Source organism: Pseudomonas sp. SDO5591_S426 (assembly GCF_054070755.1).
In genome coordinates, this window is the sequence record NZ_JBSVXD010000004.1 from 60,356 (window position 1) to 77,539 (window position 17,184).

Here is a 17,184-nt window from a genome sequence, read left to right on the forward strand (position 1 = left end):
CCAGTGAGATCTCAAAGATCTCACTGGCGCGCCGAACAGCAGATTACTTGGTCGACTGAACCACCGCCTGAAGCTGCTTCAGCAAATCATCAGCGCTCTTGCCGTCCGATTCTTTCTTGTCGAACCAACTGGTGCCGTTCTGCAAAATCTCGGCGAGGATCGGGAAGTACAGCTGCTTTTTCTTCGCCAGTTCCACCGGATCGGCGGCGGTGGCCTGGTCGAGTGCGGTCTGGATGGTTGAACGTTGGGTCAGCCATTGCGGCGTGGATTTTTCTTCCGGGCTCATGTTATCCAGGAAGTTCAGGGCTGCCTTGGCGCGACCGACCGGGTCGTTGGCGAACGGGTCTCGCCAGTTCTTCTTCTGGTCTTCCGGGCCGACGTAGTAGCCCGTTGCGAGCTGCGCTTGCTGGCGCATCAGGTCTTGGGCCGCGGTCTGTTCTTCCTTGGTGAAATTGCCGCCTTCATTGGTGGAAATGGCGTACAGCGAACGCCGATCCAGATCGCCCATCAGCGCATTGCGATCCTCGACGTTCTTGTTGTCGTACGGTTTGCCGCTGTCTTTCATCAACGCGTATTTTTCATCCATGCGCTTGCGGGCATCGATGGCCACGTCCGCAAAGGTCTTGTCCTTGGAACTGGAAATCGCTCCAGGCTTGGCCACACCCAGAATCAACGCGTCGGCGTTCATTCCCGGGCGCACCGGAAAATACGGCGCGTTGCTGGCGATCGAGGCGCTGTAGTCAGTGGCCGTGCCGGAAAAACTCACCGAGTCATCATTCTGCGAATTGCCTGCTGCCTGATCGCTGTCGGCCACTTTGCCTTGGCCATCTGCCCTGGTATTGGCGGCAGAAGAATAGGCAGCGATCAATGCGCTGGATGATGACGAGGATGAGTTAACGTTCATGCTGCTTCCTTGTAAGTGAGCTAGATGGTGGCAAACCGCCGCCTAATCTACTGGCGTTGGGCTCGTAAATAAACCACCGTCGTGACAACTGTGTGTCGCTTCACGCAATACTGTTGGCGAACAGGCAAGCACTCAATGGAACTGAAGTTTAATTCAGAGAGGAATTGACCCATGCGCATCGCCTTGCTGTCCGACATCCACCTGTCCGTCAACGCGATTCCGTTTCCCGAAGTGGATGCCGATATCGTCGTCCTCGCCGGCGACATTTCGCGCCCCGCTGCCGCCATTGACTGGGCCAAGGCCTGCCCTGCGCCGATCGTGTACGTGGCTGGCAACCATGAGTTTTACGGCAGCGACCTGATCTCGACTTACGAGCAATTGCACAGGCTGTCGCAAGGCACGCAGATTCACGTGCTGGAGCGCTCCGAATACGTTCACGACGGCGTGCGGTTTCTGGGTTGCACGCTGTGGTCCGACTATCGGCTTTACGAGGATGCGCACGAACGGGCACATGGCATTGACCTGGCGACGGCATTGGTGCGGGATTTCAGCCGCATCAGAATCTCCCCGGATTTCGAAGACCTGTTCAGCCCGGCGGTGTCCCAGCTTGTGTTTCTGCAGACCGTCGCCTGGCTGGAAGACTGCTTTGCCCGCGACAGCACGACGCCCACGGTGGTGATTTCCCATTTCGCACCGACCCGGTCGAGCATCAGCCCGATGTTTGCCAGTTCACCGATCAACTCGAGTTTTGTGTCCGACCTCGAAGAGCGGATCAGAAAATGGCAACCGGCCCTATGGCTGCACGGTCACACCCACGGCAGCTTTGACTACCGGGTGGGCGATACCCGCGTGGTGTGCAACGCCCGGGGTTATGCCAAAGAAGGCGTCAACGAAAATCCCGGATTCGATGGCGCATTGGTGATCGAACTGGCGGTCTGAGGCGCGCCGTACGGGAGTTTGCGCCTATACCAAAGCGTTAGTTTCAAACACCCATGTCTGCTGGTCAGTGCCCGGCTTTGCCCATAAATTTCCCTCAACCGGGGAAGTGCCTCGGGCCGCGCATGCGTTACCTCCAGAACTCACATGAGTGTTGAAAAATGACTGACGAGAAAAGCGGAACCTCACGTCGTGGCTTGATCACGACCGGTGCCATGGCAGCAGCCCTGGCGGTGACACTACCTGCGCTGGCAGCGCAGCAAACCAAGGCACAGACGCCCGCTTCCACCGGAGGCAAAAGTGACGGCAACTCCAGTGGTTCGGGGATGATCACAGTCAAGGACGGCACGCAGATTTTCTACAAGGACTGGGGCAGCGGCCAGCCGATCGTGTTCCACCATGGCTGGCCCCTTTCCAGCGATGACTGGGATGGGCAAATGCTGTTTTTCCTCAGCAAGGGCTTCCGTGTCATCGCCCACGACCGCCGCGGTCATGGCCGTTCGTCGCAGACCGCTGTCGGCAACGAAATGGACACCTACGCCGCCGACGTCGCTGAACTGATGGCGCACCTGAACATCAAGAACGCCGTGCACGTCGGCCACTCCACCGGCGGCGGTGAAGTGGCACGCTATGTGGCGCGTCATGGTCGCGGCCGCGTGGCCAAAGCGGTGCTGATCGGTGCCGTACCGCCGATCATGCTGCGCACCGCGAACAATCCGGGCGGCATTCCATTGGACGTCTTCGATGGCTTGCGCAAAGCCGTGGCGGACAATCGCACCCAGTTCTATCGCGACTTTCCGAGCGGGCCGTTCTACGGCTTCAATCGCCCGGGCGCGAAAGTTTCCGAAGCGATCATCGACAACTGGTGGCGCCAGGGCATGAACGGCGGCGCCAAGGCGCAGTACGACTGCATCAAGGCCTTCTCGGAAACCGACTTCACCGATGACCTGAAAAATATCGATGTGCCGACCCTGGTGCTGCACGGCGAAGATGACCAGATCGTACCGATTGCCGACTCGGCGCATCTCTCGATCAAACTGCTCAAGCACGGCACCCTGAAAACCTATCCTGGCCTGCCCCATGGCCTGTGCACGACCAATGGTGACGTGATCAACGCGGACCTCCTGGCGTTCATCAAGGCTTGACCGCCTTGGGCTGCGACTGCACCGCAAGAGCCGGTTCATGATGAACGTCATGATCGGCTCTCCGTGCGCCAAGGCAAAGTGCCTGGCGCTCTGGGCAACCACGCTCTCGATCTTCGTCGTCGATACCGTCACGGAACTCGATATCGCGGTGGCGGTGCTGTACGTCCTGGTCATCATGATGGCCATGGACTCGTGCTCAATCCGCGGGTTGCGCCGGGTTGCACTGACTTGCGCGGTGCTGACGACTGCCGCGTTCTGCTTTTCCCACCTCGATCATCCGTTCAGCGCCGCGCTGGCCCGCTGCCTCGTCAGCCTGACGGCCATCGGCATTGCCACCTGGCTGGCCTTGAAAAACCGCCGCACCAGCGATGAACTACAGGAACAATTCAGTTTGCTAGCCCATACCCGTGATGTCGAAGCGCAGCTGCACCGTGCGCAAATCGAACTCGCTCATATCAGTCGAAATACCACGATGGACGAGCTGGCAGCGTCCATCGCCCACGAAGTGAATCAGCCTTTGGCCGCGATCACTTCCAGTGCCGAAGCGGCCCAGCGCTGGCTCGACCGCCCCAGCCCCGACCTCAAGGAAGCCGGGGTCGCTATCGCCCGCGCAGCCAGTAATGCGCGCCGCGCGGCCGAGGTGATCAAGCGTATTCGCGACCTGACGCGCAAAAGCGATTCGCACTACGAAGAAGTGGATCTAAAATCGGTAGTAGCGGACTCGCTCGCCCTGCTTGACCGGGAAATCCAGAGTCATCAGGTGCGATTGTCGTGCACGTTCGAACACCAGTCGCCCAAGGTATCGGGCGACCGAATCCAGCTCCAGCAGGTCGTGATCAACCTGATCATGAACAGCCTGCAGGCCATGAGCGGCCACAATGACTTGCCCGGGGAGCTGCACGTGCGAATACAGGCGAAAGAGAGTCAAGCGGTGGTGGAGGTACGCGATAACGGCCCAGGGATTGACCAGAATCACCTTGCGCTGCTGTTTGATGCGTTTTTCACGACCAAAGAAGATGGCATGGGGATCGGATTGTCCATCTGCCGCTCAATCATCGAGTTGCATGGTGGATGCATAAAGGTAGACAGTCAGCCTGACCACGGCGCGACCTTCTCATTTTCCCTACCAGCTTCGACAACGGATACCCAACCATGGACATAGCGCCACGCTTCATCATCCATGAGACAGCCCACTGGGTACTCAATCACCACATGACGACCAAGCTGCCCGGCTATCTTGTGCTGGGGACGCGGCACCCGGTGCGTTCATTGTCGGACCTGCCCGAAGGCGCTTTGGTCGAGATGGGCGTGCTGCTCGCCAAAGTGCAGAAAATCCTGCAACTGGAGCTGCAGCCGAAATGGCTCTACATCAGCCGATTCGGCCACGATCCGCGCTTCCCGATCCACTTTCACTACATCCCGGTGTACCACTGGGTCGAAGAACTGTTTTGGCAGGATGAGCGCTATCGACTGCTGAGAAACTTCGGCGCGGTCAGCCCTCAGACGCAGACCGATGGCGCGGAAATGACCCTGTTCATCTGGCGCGAATTTGGTGAAAGTCCGGAGCCGCCGAGCATCCAGGGACCGTCGATCGAAGAGATCATCGATCGCCTGCGGATCGCGTTTGGCACGCAGGATAATTACCTTTTGGTTGGAAAGGCTCACGCTAAAGCCTGACCGTTCTATACGTGCGTATGGTATCGAACGCGCTGCGTCGAAAGGCACACTGATTCTCCGGGCGATCTGACCCAGGCAAACGGAGAACAGCCATGACAACGCAACTGAACCCAACCATCCAGAACGATGGAATACATCAGAAAAGCAACGGCCAGCACGACACCTCACTCGCCTCAGGGTCGGGGTTCGAGGAGTTGGTGCCTTCGCGCTATGCGGTGCGGGTCGGCGAAATCGACGTGCTGGTGATCAGCGATGGCGTGCTGCCGCTGCCGACCACGACGATGTCCACCAACGCCGACCCAGCGGCCCGCGCAGCCTGGTTCAAGGACATGTTCCTGGGGCCGGACTCGTTCGATTGGGCACTGAACGTCCTGGTGATTCGTAGCGGCGACCAGACCATCCTCGTCGACGCTGGACTGGGCGGGCAGTTCCCCGGTTTTCCCCGCGCCGGGCAGTTTCCCAAGCGGCTGGAAGCCGCCGGTATCGACCTGGGGTCCGTGACTGACGTGGTGATTACCCACATGCACATGGACCATATCGGCGGGCTGCTCGTCGACGAGGTGAAGAACCGCCTGCGTCCGGATGTGCGAATCCACGTGGCGGCGACCGAGGTGGAGTTCTGGAAGTCGCCCGATTTTTCCCTTACTTCCATGCCGTCGCCGGTGCCGGACGTCCTGCGGGCAACCGCCAATGAATTCATGAAAGAATTCCACAGCAAGCTGCACACCTTCGAAGATGAATACGAGGTGGCACCGGGCGTGGTCGCCAGACTCACCGGCGGCCACACCCCGGGGCACTGCGTGGTCTACGTGACATCCGGTGGCGAACGGTTGACCTTCGCCGGCGACGCCCTGTTTCCGGTCGCCTTCGAACACCCTGACTGGCACAACGGTTTTGAACACGACCCTGAGGAATCGGTGCGCGTTCGGGTCCGCCTGATGCAAGAAGCGGCGGCAAGCGGTGAGCTGTTTGTCGCCACTCACCTGCCATTCCCCTCCGTTGGCCGCGTGGCCGTCGACGGTAATGCGTTTCGCTGGGTCGCGGCCTTCTGGGATTACTGACCGCCGCTGGACGGCGAACTCGCGTTTGATGATCGAAGTTGTACCAGGCCGTCTAGACTAAACAGCGCACACTCGAAAACACGCCTTCAGCACTCTGGATTCAGGGGAAACGCGATGACGAGCTTGAACACACATCAATGCTCGTCATGGCTCCTCCCTGCCCTGCTGACTATCAACCTTGCACTGATCGCCGGGTGTGCAGGCAAAGCGGCCACGCCTCGCTATACGGCCTCGAACATAGGCTCGGCCTGCTACGCAAAAGCCCTGCCCACTGTCGGCGAAGGTGGCCTCGCCTGGGGCGACACCTTGAACATGGCTCGCCAGAAATCCCTGAGCAATTGCGCACGCTATGCGGGGCGATCCGGCGGCACGCCAAGTACCTGTCAAGTAGTGCTGGCAGAATGTAAGCACTGATAAACGGTTTTTCGTTTGTGCGCCGCTTTTGCATTTCTGTGCGACACATCCCGTTACAGGGGCTCCCGCATCACACCCTCATGGTGTTAGTTTGGAAATGTTTCTGATTAAACGATCAGATATTTCCCACAAACCACCTGCAAAGGAATGCCTCCAGAAATGGAATTTTCACTCAAGCACCTGGCCGCGACCACCCTGATGCTCGCCAGCCTCTCGTCGTTCACCACCGCTGCCCACGCCAACATCACGCCGCAACAGAGCGCGATCATCCTCAAGACCTTCAGTGATGCCTCGGTCACGGATTTCAGGCAATTCCTCGGGAGCCTGGCCAAGAGCGACATCGCCAAGACCGACGACCTCGGCGCGGCCATCAGCGCCTTCCTCGACAACAAGACGCTGACCGCCGAGCAGCAAAACGAAATCCATCGCCTGCTGGGCCTCTATACGCGCGTGAAGTACGGCAGCGCGGCCACCGAAACCCTGAAGGAGCTGGTAGCCATCCCGACCATGCGCGTGGACGGCGTTGCCCAGCACGACAATCCCGAGTTCATCAAGATCGCCGAGAAGATCAAAGGCCTGGCCCAGGCGTTCAACCTGAACTTCCGCAACGTCGACAACCGCGTCTATGAAATCTCCCTGGAAGGCACTGGCGATGAAGTCGTGGGCATTCACGCCCACGCCGACGTGGTGCCGGTGACGCCGGAGAACTGGGTGCTGAAGGATGGCACCCGCCTCGATCCGTTCAAGGTCACTTTGATCGGCGATCGCATGTATGGCCGTGGCACCGAGGATGACAAGAACGGCATCGTGGTCGCGATGTACGCCATGAAAGTCATCAAGGAAGAGAAGCTGCCGCTGGCACGCAACTTCAAGCTGCTGGTCGACACCACCGAAGAAACCACGGGCGACGCCATCCCTTACTACTTCGAACGCAACCCGACGCCCAACTACAACCTGGCGCTGGATGGCGGCTATCCGGTGGTGATCGCCGAGAAAGGCTACGGCACCGTCATGGCCAGTTTCGCCAAGCGCGCTGGCGAAGGCAAAGGCGCGGAAATCACCTCGATGACCGGCGGCCTTGCCACCAACCAGATTCCGTCGAAATCTGTCGCCACGCTGGTGACCGACAAGCCCGCCGAACTGGCCGCTGCCCTGCAAAAGGCCGGCGCGGAGTACGTCAAGCGCAATGGCGGTGACTTCGAGATCGCCGCCAAGGTCGACGGCAAGGACGTCAAACTGACCGTCACCGGCGTTTCCGCCCACTCCTCCGAACCCGAGTCCGGGGTCAACCCGGTGGCGCGGATGCTCGACTTCATCAATGGTCTGGACGGCAAGGTCGCGCTCAAGCACAACCAGATCACGGATGCCGCTCGCTACGCCGCCGACAACTGGGGCCTGGACTACCTGGGCAACAAACTGGGCGTCGGTTTTTCCGATGAGTTCATGGGCCCGCTGACCACCTCCCTGACCTATGTCGGAGTGGATGACAAAGCCTTCAAACTCGCGGTCAACCTGCGCGTGCCGAAGGGCAAGTCGCCGGAAACGCTGAAAGCGGAAATCGCCGGAAAGCTGGACGCCTGGAGCAAGAAGACCCAGATCGCACCGGCCTTCGATTACTCGATCGCCGAACCGATGTACCGCAACCCTGAAGGCGAATGGGTCAAGGCCCTGCTCGCCGTGGCCAGCGAAAACCTCGGTATGGAACACAAATTCGGCACCTCCGCCGGCGCCACGTCGGTGCATGAATTGCCTAACGGCGTGCAATTTGGCCTGGCCATGCCCGACGTCAAATACACCGGCCACAACGACAACGAGTTCAAGACCACCGAGCAGTTCTTGCTGGACTTGCAGATCGTGACCGAAATGATGGGGCGAATTGGGCAGTTGCCGAAGCTTTGATTCACCTTTCGGACCCGTCGCTTTGGCGGGTCCGATTTTTCAATTACTCAGATACCGCTTACTCATTTATCCGATTCAGGCGGTGCCTGGACGTCGAGACTCTGCGCCCTGTAGGTCTTGTAGATGCGCTGAACTTCCGGGTTATCCAGGCTTGCGTACGTAATATCTTCTTTGTCCAGGCCATCCAATCCTCTGATTCCACTGATGGTTTCTGGCCACTCATCGCGACTGGAAATATCCCAGAAAGGGGTGAGCAAATGCCAACTGACCCATCACTTCCCCTGGGTGATCTCTGAAGCGCTTCTTGTTCGCTGCCAGCTTGAGCGCATAGTCGACCGACATCCTGATTAAGTCCGGGCGCTCGAAGGCTGTACTGTGGGGATCTTCGTATGAGCCTTTGAAAACCGCCAAGTGCGGTACGAGTTCATTCCGATCCTTCCCGGCCCAGTGATAAAAGTCGGAGAACAAGATCTGGTGAACCTGAAGTACAGCCTTGTAATCGATGCTTCTCTTCTTGGCCAAATAGGCAAGAGCATCTTCAATGCTCAATTCAAACGAAAGGTGTTCTGATTCTTTTACTTCAGTGGGATCTTTCAGCTGCAATGAATTCTGCAGGTATCCAGCCGTTTCGAAATCGCCGAACGGATCAAAAATCATGCGCTACGTTTCTTGGCGCGTCTTTTTTCCTGAAGATAGCGCCCTTGCAGCGCCAGGATCTCAGACTTGCTCAGAACGCCTTTTCTCTTGAGATTGACGAGTAACCGTTCGACGCTATCCAGTTCCACAATATCGCCGGCCAGGCGTGTAATGGTCACAGCCATACGACTCATACCGTCGGGCTCAGCGGAAATCTGGTGATCTTTTGCAAGTTTGCGGACTTGATTTGCTACGCTGGTAGCAGCTGCCTGGGTCATCAAAAAGTCCTCTATGTATGGTCAAACCTTAGCATTGCGCTTGCTTTTTGTCTTCGCTCACAGCTATGTCGGCGACTCGTGAAGGGGGACTTTCGAGGTGTGCCCCCTTCACCACAACCTGTCCCTACTCAGGTGGATCAATCTGATCCAGCACCCGATTCGCGGTTATCTCCGCCAGCATCACGCTGTTGGAAATACCCAGCAGCGCATTGCGTGATTCACCATCCAGGTGATCAACCAACTGATGGACCATCACATCCACTGAGGCCAGGGTCTCGACTAAATAAACGGCCAGGGTTTCGAGCGTCACCTCAGGGTCGACGGTGAAGAGGGTGCTGACGGTGCGCGGTGTGGCTTTGATATCGGCGGTCGAGGGGAAGTGGAAATCGAGGGCGCGTTCAGCGGCTTCGTTGAGTTTTTTTGAGTCGGGTTCGTATGGGGAGGCTGGATCGGTGTCCGGCGGGTTTGGTGTGACTTTGAACATATGCTTGCTTCTCTGATTGGGTGCCAACCCTCTTGCTGCTAAACGAGAAGGAGGCAGCTGTGCGCAGGTTAGCAGACCGGGGAAGCTAGCAAAGCCGGCGCGCCCGAAGGCGCCCTGCGCACAGCCACCATCAAGTGCAGGCATGGGAATACCTGACTGACAGGAGCTTGTGCACCTTGCTTACAACCCCGAGCTGCTAAACCCGATCACTGATGATCAGTGACACGAATCAAGTTACCGATGGCCTCCAAGTCGCACAAGCCGGCGGATTCTGGCGTACCCGTAGGCAACGGCGCAAGGTCTTGTAGCTTGCAGGAAGTATCCTTAAACGCTTTTAAACAGCCGCCCTCGGTTCAGATCCGGATCTTCAGTTATCAGGTAACCACCCTTCGACAAAGCACTCTTCACGTACAGCAACGCCCAATGAAAAACCGGATGACACTGAGTAAATGGCAAGTCATCGAGGGAAGCCCAGAAAAAGCTGAAGACATGGCCATGGTGCAAGTGATCGCAGCGGGTTAGTTGCTACCTCTTGTGTGTGGCGGTTTCGGGTTTATAGCGGCCCATCGCGAAAGGCAGCAATCGGCCCGCTCCAACAGTGAACGCCGCCATCAAGAAATCGATAGCACTTTTCACTCTCACCTACCTCCAATGACATGTGTGTTTCTCCTGACAACCTGGAGGTCTTTATGTCGATTCGCAAGATTGCTCTACTTTCCTGTCTGGGTTTGGCACTCGCTGGGTGCGCTGGCTCAAGCCAGGAGCCCCCTCCCACCACCATGCAAGTCGACCTGCAAAAATACAAGGGCACCTGGTACGAGCAGGCCAGGTTACCTATGTTCTTTCAGCGCAATTGCCAGCAGTCAGAAGCGCATTATGGTCTACGTGATGATGGCCGCATTGACGTCACCAATCGTTGCAGGGAACAGGATGGCGACTGGAATGAGGTACGCGGAATTGCCGAATCGCAGCAGCCAGGTAAGACAGACAAACTGTGGGTGCAATTTGATAACTGGTTCAGCCGCATTGCACCAGGAATAACCAAAGGTGAGTATTGGGTGCTTTACCACGACCCCGCCTACCAGTTCGCACTGGTCGGCCACCCGAATCGAGAATATCTATGGGTACTTTCACGCGCACCTGAAATTAACGGCGTCAACCGCGAACAGTTGCTAAAGATTGCTCAGCGACAGGGGTATGACACCAGCAAACTAATCTGGCGTCCGTCAGATCCGACCAAACCCTAGTCAACGTGTAATGGTGCGTAGGCAGCAGTCTACCGATTGCTGCCTGGTATGAGTGTCAGAAAGCGGCCAGTAGCCGTCGTTCACAACTCCAACCGCTCTACCTTGGACTCCGAGGCGAAGCTGATGATCTATTCAGAATGTCGACCTGTCAGTGCTTAAAGGTGCATCACCCAAAGCCCATCTCGACGCATCAAAAAAATTTGAACCGCTTTCAGCCGCGCTCGCCTAATGATCAGCTGGTGGATATTCCCACAGGCAATGTGCCTATACCGGCACACTCCGCGAGGTGGTCAACGTGGCAAAAGACGAGAAGAAAAGCAAAGGTGAGTCTTCAAAAGCCAGCAAGGAATTGAAAGACAAAAAATCATCACCGGCAAAGAAATCAGCTGCGGCGTCGGCTCTTTCGAAATCTTCCGATAAGAAAGACAAGAAAAAAGATGCCGAACCAAAGAAATCTGCAAAAAAAGCTGATAGCAAGCCAGAAAAGGCTAAGAAATCAGAGAAGGCAGAAAAGCCCGCGAAAAAGAAAAAGTGACATCTGGTATCTGCTAGGGCTTTACGCCCTAGCTTCCTCAAGCGGTGTTGCTTCGATGATGCCAGCGGCTGCCTATCCGTTCGCCAAGGAAAGATCGCTGGTGCCTGACTGTCGTCCTTTGCCGACGGCAGCTCTGGCTCGACCGGTTGAATCCACAGCCAAAAGCAGACATTCACACAGCCAGTATCTCCCGTTGAAAAAACTGTCTTAAGAAAGCAGGTGTGCTACTGACCGCGTATAAGCCACCGTCGCAATTTTTATCAATGAACAAGGCGGCACCCTGCGCGCGGCCATCGCCCAGCAGGGCCAGTTCGGCAAGGTGACGCGCGCCATTCACAAGATCCACAGCTGTTACCACGAGTCTCTGGATGTAGAAGCCCTGGCCCGGGAAGCGCAGATGAGCGTGCCCAACTTTCATCTACACTTTCGCAAGGTGACCGATTCCTCGCCTATGCAGTACCTCAAGTCGACACGGTTGCATCAGGCGCGATTACTGATGCTGCGTAACGACCTGACAGCCGCCGAATCAGCATTTCTGGTCGGCTATGAAAGTGCGTCGCAATTTAGCCGCGACTTCAAACGCCTCTTCGGCCGCACACCGTTAGCGGAAGTGGCATGGATGAAGCGGACCTATGCGTTGCCAGCACCGACAACCCCGTCGCCCTTCGTGTCATCACACTGATCTTCCATCAATGGAGCAGGGTCGATACCACTGACATCTCTGCCAAAGGAGTCACCGCATGTCAAAGCTATATCCCAGTAACGATCCTCAGGGATTGATCGAGTACTCAGTGGTCTACACCGACCGCTCGCTCAACCACATGTCGCAGTCATTTCAAGCCGTGATGAAGAACATTTCCACGACCCTGAAACAGGTCTACAACGCCCAGGCCGTTGCGGTGGTCCCGGGCAGCGGCACATTTGGCATGGAAGCGGTGGCGCGACAGTTTGCCACCAACCAGCAATGCCTGGTGATACGCAACGGCTGGTTCAGTTATCGATGGAGTCAGATCCTTGAGATGGGCAACATCCCGGCGGCCACCACGGTGCTCAAAGCCCGACCGGTCGACACCGGTCGCCAGGCTGCCTACGCCCCACCCCCTCTGGACGAAGTGCTGGCAGCCATTGCGGCTTCGAGGCCGCAGATCGTCTTCGCTCCCCACGTTGAAACCTCATCAGGGATTATCCTGCCCGACGAGTACCTGCGGGCCGTCGGCGATGCCGTGCATGCGGTGGGTGGCCTGTTTGTGCTGGACTGCATCGCCTCTGGCACGCTTTGGGTTGATATGCAGAAATGCGCAGTCGACCTGCTGATCAGCGCACCGCAGAAAGGCTGGAGCGCCTCCCCTTGCTGCGCCCTGGTGATGCTCAGTGCTTTGGCCCTCGAGCGCATCGAGCAGACGCAGAGCAGCAGCTTCGCCTGCGATTTGAAAAAGTGGCTTCAGATCATGCAGGCCTACGAACAGGGCGGACATGCCTACCATGCGACCATGCCCAGCGATTCCCTCGCGCGGTTTAATGAAGTGATGAAGGAGACGCAAGCCTACGGTTTCGATAAGGTCCGCGACGAACAACAGGCGCTGGGCGATCGGGTACGCGCCATGTTGACCGGCAAGGGCATCAAAAGCGTGGCCGCCGCCGGCTTTCAGGCCCCTGGCGTCGTGGTGAGCTACACCGATGATGCCGACATCAAGAGCGGCAAGAAATTTACCAGCCACGGCCTGCAGATCGCCGCCGGAGTGCCGTTGCAATGCGACGAGCCGGCCGATTTCCAGACCTTCCGCATCGGTCTGTTTGGACTCGAAAAACTGCACAATATCGAGCGCACGGTCAGCACCCTTGAGCAGGCACTGGATGAGGTGATGGTTAACTAAGCCCTCATCCTGGCGATATCACTGTCGCATTCAAACGCGACAGTGATATCGCCAGAAAATAGTCAGGAGGAGTTGCAATGACAACAATCGATGTGAAATCCCGATTCGAAGCAAAGCTTCATCGTCCGGCAAAGACAGGTAATGATACGTCGTGGGCGTTCGTGGTTCTGCCAAGAGACGCGAGTGAATCGCTTCCGAGGCGAGGAAGGACGACAGTTGAAGGCACAATCAATGGGCACCCTTTCCAGGTAACCCTTGAGCCCGATGGTCAGCTGAGCCATTGGCTGCAGGTCAGTAGCGAGTTACTCGAAGCCGCAGGCGCGGCCGTTGGGGATATCGTTACCATCGAGCTGGCCCCTGTGAAGAAGGAGCCCGAGCCTGACCTCCCGGCAGATTTTGAGGAAGCACTGGCAGCCTCTCCCGAGGCTCGTAAAGTCTGGAACAATACGACGACCATTGCCCGAGTGGACTGGATACACTGGATGACGTCAGCCAAGCAACTCAAGACGCGCGCAAAACGGATTGGTGATGCCTGCGATATGCTTGCATCCGGCAAGAAGCAGGTTTGCTGTTTCGACCAGTCCGGCTTCTACAGCAAGGCCTTCCGTGCGCCCGAGGCAGAAAATCTTTAATGGAACATTCCTCAATGGCGTTATTGGCTGATGGCTTTCACATGGCAACTCATGCCGGCGCATTGGGCATCGCTGCGGCCGCTTTCGGATACGCTAAACGTCACGCTTCCAGCCTCGAGTTTCGATCGATCTGAATCAGTACTTCCCTCCATTATCTCCAAAGGAATTTGCGATGCCTCCAGGCAAACGTGAACTGGCGCGGATCGAACGCCGGTTGATTGCCACGCTGACCGACGCGTGCGAAACAGCAAAAGGTGAAATCAAAGGCTTTACCTGGCTCACCCACACGGCTGACCTGAACGCGCTGGCTGAAACCCTGAGGGTGATCTGGGTGTTCGAAACGCTGGCAGACAGAACGCTCGCCCAGGTTGACGCGAAGGCGCGCATCTTTGAGCTGACGGCCATCGCGTTGAATGAGGCAAACATCGATCTGAACCTTTCAGATCGCAATGTCCGCTTTGACTCTGAGCAAGAGTGCCAACGCACTCATGATGGCGATTGGCAGAAGCGTCTGGCCAAAGGTTATTGACGATGGCTAAAGAAATCGAAAACCCCTGCATCTCGGTTTGCCAACTGAGCGGTGATCTGTGTGTGAGTTGTGGGCGGAGCAAGGAAGACATCAAAAAGTGGAAGCGCATGAAGCGGCCTGAAAAAATGGCCGCGGTGCAAAGGGCGAATCTGCGCTTGAAGGGGCTGAAGAAAACAAAGGAATAGTCACTTGCACTGGATGACCGCCATGGGTCGTCGGGCGCCCTTCTCGACAGGCAAAAATCGGCTGGAAGCGGACGCTCGTGGGTGAATGCTTACATCGGCCTGCCCGGCATCCAGTCGCCCCGCCACCAGATCCAGAAACAACTGGCCCTTGCATTGCCGATATCAAAGTCAAAACCCGCCGTCCCGCCATCGGCTGTCTTGCAGGAGAACGGTGGATAGCTCGGTTCCCGATGCAGAGCAAGCCGCTCCCGTCCTACGGACTGACGGGATGAACAGTGCTGAATAGATAGCCCTGCTATTGATCCCGTCCCGACATTCGATCAGGGGCAGAGCGCAATCCCGACTGCATGACTGGAGCAGCCTCAACCGCTTCGACAAAGTTGCCCTCTGTGACAGTTGTCTTCGTTCGCTGATTGCGAGAGTCATAAGCCTGTCGACGTTCAATCCAGCGACGCAGTGCCAACAGTAACGCACTGACAAACCCGTACATCACCGTGACAATAAACGCCGATTGCAACAGCGACTGCGGCGCGAAGCTCGATATCTGCTGTGAACGTCGCAACAGTTCTTCGTACGGAATGATGTACCCCAGAGACGTGTCCTGGACGATCGCCAGAACGGCACTGACCAGCGTTGGCAACATCAGCTTTAGCGCCTGTGGCAATACCACCCACATCATCGCTTGGTGATCGCGCATCCCAATGGAAAGCGCGGCCTCCTTCTGCCCGCGCCCCAACGAAAGAATGCCCGCACGTACAACCTCCGCTGTCATCGCGCTGTGATGCAGCACCATGCCGAAAATCAGGTAGCCCAGTGCCGACCAGTGCAACCCGATCGAAGGCAGCAGGATGACGGTAAACAGAATCAGCAACAGCAGCGGTACCGCGCGAAAACAACCGATGTAACCCGCAGCCAGGGTGCGCACCCAAAATCGGTTCGACAACCGCGCAATCGCCAGAGGTACGGCAAGGCTGAAGGCGAGTACCGTACTGATCACCGCAGCCAGCAAGGTCGCCATCAGTCCGTCAAACAGGAACTTCAAGGTGCCCGGATGCAGGAAGATTTTCCAGCGATGGGCATCGAACTGACCACTCGTCTCCAGGCGATGCCCGACCGCGTACATAAAGCAGAACAACAGGACCACGCCAACCACCGAGATGATACGGTTCCGCCGCCTTGCAACAGGACCCGGCGGTTCGTAAAGCAGATTGTCCGCGCTCATCGCAGCACCGCCATTTTTTGCTCAAGGATGCGGAAGAACAGGCCCGCGGGAAGGGTCAACAGGAAATAGGCCGCCATCGCACCGAGGAACGTCGGCACGGCCAAGGCAGTGTCGAAGTTGATTTTTTGCGCGGTATAGGTGATGTCGGCGACACCGATCGCAGCACCGATAGCGGACGCCTTGATCTGAATGATGAACAGATTGCCCAGCGGGGCGATCACCGACTGCACCGCTTGCGGCAAAACCACCTCGCCCAGTATCTGGTCAAACCGCATGCCGATACTGCGGGCTGCTTCGATCTGCCCGATGGGCACGGTGTTGATGCCCGACCGCACCACCTCGCAGATCCAGGCCGCGCTGTACAGCCCGAGGACCAGGACCGTCGAGGTGAACAGCGAGTACATGAAGCCCAGCTTCGGCAAGCCGAACGTGAACAACAGCAATAACGCCAGCAGCGGCATCATCCGCATGAGTTCTACGTAACTGCTGGCAAACCAGCGAAAGGGTGGCCATGGGCTCACCCTCATGATCGCCAGAAGCAGTCCGAGAACGATCGCAATGGCAAAGGACAGCAGGGTCAGCTGCACGCTGACTGCAATGCCCCCCAGGAAGCGTTCGATATAAGACATCAGGCTCACCTCTGCCTCTCTTTACTGTTCGATCACTGGCACCTGAGGCGCACCGAGTCCCTCTTGCAGATCCTTGCCGTACATTTCCTTCCACTGGCCATTCTCGATGGCGGCGCTCAGTTGGCTGTTGAGCCAGTCACGCCAGGTCGTATCCTCCTTGATGACGGCAATGCCGTACGGTTCTTCGGTGAACGGCGTGCCGACCACGCGCATTTTTCCGGGTTGACGCATGGACTCACCGACCAGCGTCGCACCGTCGTCGACGTACGCGTCGAAGCGCTTGTCGATCAGCCCCTCGACGCACGCCGAGGCATCGCTGAACGTCACGATCTTGGCCGCAGGCGCCAATGGCTTGAGGTTGCGCTCTACGGTGGTGCCACTCAGAACGCAGACCGTCTTGCCATCCAGGTCGGCGGTCTTTTTGATCGAATCGTCATCCGCGCGGACCAGAGAATCCTGGCCGGCGAGGTAGTACGGGCCCGCAAAGCCAATGACCTTTTTGCGCTCGTCGGTCACGGTCATGGTCGCGATGACCATGTCGACACGTTTGTTTTCGACCAGCGGAATGCGGTTTTCCGGAGTAGTGCTGACCCATTCGATGTTGTCTTCGGAACCGGTGAGCTTTTTCGCCAGCATTCGGGCCAGGTCAGCCTCGAAACCTTCAACCTCCCCCGTCATGGGATTGCGCGACGAAAACATCAGGGTATTGAGCGAGCTGCCAACGACCAGCTTGCCGCGCTTCTGGACCTTGGCCATGGTCGAATCGGCCGGGAACTGCTCAACGGTAGAGGCCGACGCGGCCGAGGCGAACATGCAGGTAGCCAGGAGGGAGACGCCGAGGGAAGCGATTCGTTTTAAGCGCATGGTTGTATTCTCTTGTTCTTGTGATGTTGTTGA

19 protein-coding genes and 3 pseudogenes are annotated in these 17,184 nt (G+C 57.4%); 15 read left to right on the forward strand and 7 right to left on the reverse strand.

The window, feature by feature from the left end; translation table 11 throughout:
* Positions 1–43: 43 nt before the first annotated feature.
* The gene (locus ACW9JC_RS01990; RefSeq protein WP_457453243.1) at positions 44–904 is read right to left on the reverse strand and encodes a hypothetical protein; all 861 of its coding nucleotides are present in this window, start codon (positions 902–904) and stop codon (positions 44–46) included.
* 171 nt (positions 905–1,075) lie between these two features.
* Between ACW9JC_RS01990 and ACW9JC_RS01995 the strand changes: the two genes are divergently transcribed.
* The 7 genes from ACW9JC_RS01995 to ACW9JC_RS02025 all read left to right on the forward strand — a co-directional run bounded on the left by ACW9JC_RS01995 (position 1,076) and on the right by ACW9JC_RS02025 (position 8,036).
* A complete protein-coding gene (locus ACW9JC_RS01995) occupies positions 1,076–1,843 on the forward strand; it encodes a metallophosphoesterase (protein WP_457453244.1) in 768 nt (255 codons plus the stop codon).
* 323 nt (positions 1,844–2,166) lie between these two features.
* A complete protein-coding gene (locus tag ACW9JC_RS02000; protein ID WP_416126765.1) occupies positions 2,167–2,985 on the forward strand; it encodes an alpha/beta fold hydrolase in 819 nt (272 codons plus the stop codon).
* A 37-nt stretch (positions 2,986–3,022) separates the two neighbouring features.
* Positions 3,023–4,147, forward strand: coding sequence for a sensor histidine kinase (locus tag ACW9JC_RS02005; protein ID WP_457453246.1), 1,125 nt, complete (start codon positions 3,023–3,025; stop codon positions 4,145–4,147).
* The gene (locus ACW9JC_RS02010) at positions 4,138–4,662 is read left to right on the forward strand and encodes an HIT family protein (RefSeq protein ID WP_338581340.1); all 525 of its coding nucleotides are present in this window, start codon (positions 4,138–4,140) and stop codon (positions 4,660–4,662) included. The genes ACW9JC_RS02005 and ACW9JC_RS02010 overlap by 10 nt, the downstream gene beginning before the upstream one ends.
* 92 nt (positions 4,663–4,754) lie before the next feature.
* Positions 4,755–5,723, forward strand: a complete 969-nt coding sequence (locus ACW9JC_RS02015; protein ID WP_457453248.1) for an MBL fold metallo-hydrolase — start codon at positions 4,755–4,757, stop codon at positions 5,721–5,723.
* 114 nt (positions 5,724–5,837) lie between these two features.
* On the forward strand, positions 5,838–6,137 hold the full coding sequence (locus ACW9JC_RS02020) for a hypothetical protein (RefSeq protein WP_457453250.1): 300 nt from the start codon (positions 5,838–5,840) through the stop codon (positions 6,135–6,137).
* Between the two features lie 159 nt (positions 6,138–6,296).
* Positions 6,297–8,036, forward strand: a complete 1,740-nt coding sequence (locus ACW9JC_RS02025) for a dipeptidase (RefSeq protein ID WP_457453252.1) — start codon at positions 6,297–6,299, stop codon at positions 8,034–8,036.
* A 62-nt stretch (positions 8,037–8,098) separates the two neighbouring features.
* Here the strand turns inward: ACW9JC_RS02025 and ACW9JC_RS02030 are convergent.
* The 3 genes and pseudogenes from ACW9JC_RS02030 to ACW9JC_RS02040 all read right to left on the reverse strand — a co-directional run bounded on the left by ACW9JC_RS02030 (position 8,099) and on the right by ACW9JC_RS02040 (position 9,434).
* Positions 8,099–8,693 (reverse strand): annotated as a pseudogene (locus tag ACW9JC_RS02030) (cell filamentation protein Fic).
* On the reverse strand, positions 8,690–8,950 hold the full coding sequence (locus ACW9JC_RS02035; RefSeq protein ID WP_457453253.1) for a hypothetical protein: 261 nt from the start codon (positions 8,948–8,950) through the stop codon (positions 8,690–8,692). Before ACW9JC_RS02035 ends, ACW9JC_RS02030 begins: the two are co-directional and overlap by 4 nt.
* 124 nt (positions 8,951–9,074) lie before the next feature.
* On the reverse strand, positions 9,075–9,434 hold the full coding sequence (locus ACW9JC_RS02040; RefSeq protein ID WP_338581348.1) for a DUF6124 family protein: 360 nt from the start codon (positions 9,432–9,434) through the stop codon (positions 9,075–9,077).
* Positions 9,435–10,123: 689 nt separating this feature from the next.
* Here ACW9JC_RS02040 and ACW9JC_RS02045 point away from each other — a divergent pair.
* The 8 genes and pseudogenes from ACW9JC_RS02045 to ACW9JC_RS02080 all read left to right on the forward strand — a co-directional run bounded on the left by ACW9JC_RS02045 (position 10,124) and on the right by ACW9JC_RS02080 (position 14,436).
* Entirely contained in the window at positions 10,124–10,681 is a 558-nt protein-coding gene (locus ACW9JC_RS02045; protein WP_457453255.1) for a lipocalin family protein, read from the forward strand.
* 286 nt (positions 10,682–10,967) lie between these two features.
* A complete protein-coding gene (locus tag ACW9JC_RS02050) occupies positions 10,968–11,216 on the forward strand; it encodes a hypothetical protein (RefSeq protein WP_457453257.1) in 249 nt (82 codons plus the stop codon).
* 253 nt (positions 11,217–11,469) lie between these two features.
* Positions 11,470–11,898: pseudogene (locus ACW9JC_RS02055) on the forward strand (helix-turn-helix domain-containing protein); the annotation flags it as partial.
* A gap of 58 nt (positions 11,899–11,956) precedes the next feature.
* Entirely contained in the window at positions 11,957–13,090 is a 1,134-nt protein-coding gene (locus ACW9JC_RS02060; protein WP_457453259.1) for an aminotransferase class V-fold PLP-dependent enzyme, read from the forward strand.
* A 77-nt stretch (positions 13,091–13,167) separates the two neighbouring features.
* Positions 13,168–13,722 carry a YdeI/OmpD-associated family protein gene (locus tag ACW9JC_RS02065; protein WP_457453261.1) on the forward strand — a complete coding sequence of 185 codons (555 nt, stop codon included), beginning with the start codon at positions 13,168–13,170 and terminating at the stop codon, positions 13,720–13,722.
* Between the two features lie 11 nt (positions 13,723–13,733).
* Positions 13,734–13,844, forward strand: a pseudogene (locus tag ACW9JC_RS02070) (cation transporter); the annotation flags it as partial.
* Between the two features lie 50 nt (positions 13,845–13,894).
* Positions 13,895–14,251, forward strand: a complete 357-nt coding sequence (locus ACW9JC_RS02075) for a hypothetical protein (protein ID WP_457453263.1) — start codon at positions 13,895–13,897, stop codon at positions 14,249–14,251.
* A gap of 2 nt (positions 14,252–14,253) precedes the next feature.
* Positions 14,254–14,436 (forward strand): DUF1289 domain-containing protein, encoded by a 183-nt coding sequence (locus ACW9JC_RS02080; protein ID WP_457453265.1) that lies wholly within the window; start codon positions 14,254–14,256, stop codon positions 14,434–14,436.
* A 295-nt stretch (positions 14,437–14,731) separates the two neighbouring features.
* Here the strand turns inward: ACW9JC_RS02080 and ACW9JC_RS02085 are convergent, their stop codons facing one another.
* Genes ACW9JC_RS02085 through ACW9JC_RS02095 form a run of 3 tightly spaced genes read right to left on the reverse strand, consistent with a single transcriptional unit; the run spans position 14,732 to position 17,151 of the window.
* Positions 14,732–15,658: an amino acid ABC transporter permease gene (locus ACW9JC_RS02085; RefSeq protein ID WP_457453267.1), complete on the reverse strand. Its 927-nt coding sequence runs from the start codon at positions 15,656–15,658 to the stop codon at positions 14,732–14,734.
* Complete coding sequence (locus tag ACW9JC_RS02090) at positions 15,655–16,287, reverse strand: amino acid ABC transporter permease (protein ID WP_457453269.1); 633 nt, start codon at positions 16,285–16,287, stop codon at positions 15,655–15,657. Before ACW9JC_RS02090 ends, ACW9JC_RS02085 begins: the two co-directional genes overlap by 4 nt.
* 21 nt (positions 16,288–16,308) lie before the next feature.
* Positions 16,309–17,151, reverse strand: coding sequence for a glutamate ABC transporter substrate-binding protein (locus ACW9JC_RS02095; protein ID WP_457453271.1), 843 nt, complete (start codon positions 17,149–17,151; stop codon positions 16,309–16,311).
* Positions 17,152–17,184: the final 33 nt, after the last annotated feature.